General features: G+C 48.6%; 1 protein-coding gene. It reads left to right on the top strand.

Annotation, left to right across the window (positions count from 1 at the left end):
- Window positions 1-183: 183 nt before the first annotated feature.
- Window positions 184-495 carry a hypothetical protein gene (locus GO755_RS40750; RefSeq protein ID WP_157591184.1) on the top strand — a complete coding sequence of 104 codons (312 nt, stop codon included), beginning with the start codon at window positions 184-186 and terminating at the stop codon, window positions 493-495.
- Window positions 496-654 lie beyond the last annotated feature (159 nt).

The raw sequence follows: 654 nt of genomic DNA, 5'->3' as shown, positions 1-654 counted from the left end.
CGGAGATAAGATTGAAGAAACTCAGACTGAAATTGAGTTGCACGACGCCAAGGATGCAGTCGATAAACTACTTCAGGTTCACGTTCGGGCGAATGTTAAAATCGACTTGTCGAACCTAACCGACGCGCAGATCGATGAACTACTCAATAAAGCCCTCACCAAACTAGATCAATCTTAACGCATATGACGACCGACGAAAAAAGGCAATTATTAGCCTTGGTGCTCAAGGGAGATACCGACGCCCTCCGGGTTTACCAGGCTCAACGAGCCGTAAAAGACCTCGACACACGTATTGTGATCGACAGCCGCCCAGTCGGCGGACCAATTCAAGAGATCGATAAAGCGGGCATCATCCGGGAGATCTCGATGGAGGAATTCGATGCCTTACCCGAGCAGGCTCGCAGCCGCATCGTGACCATTATTGACACGATGGATGGTCATAAGCGACCCGCGCCAGACGAAGATTATAGTAATCCCAATGAACTTAATAACTAATAAGCGATGAATAACGAAGTCAAGCGAAAGCTCTTAGCCCAGGTTCTAGCGGGCAACACAGAGGCACTACGAGATTATCAAATCAAGCAGGCTCAACAACCGACCGATTCGGAGAAGCATTTATGGATTATCGATGCTCGGGAAATTGGAGGCTCGATC

Origin of the sequence: Spirosoma arboris (assembly GCF_009754945.1) — a bacterium.
Taxonomy (GTDB): Bacteria; Bacteroidota; Bacteroidia; order Cytophagales; family Spirosomataceae; genus Spirosoma; species Spirosoma arboris.
The sequence above is the reverse complement of the archived record's forward strand: the minus strand, read 5'-3'. Positions and strand labels throughout refer to the sequence as shown.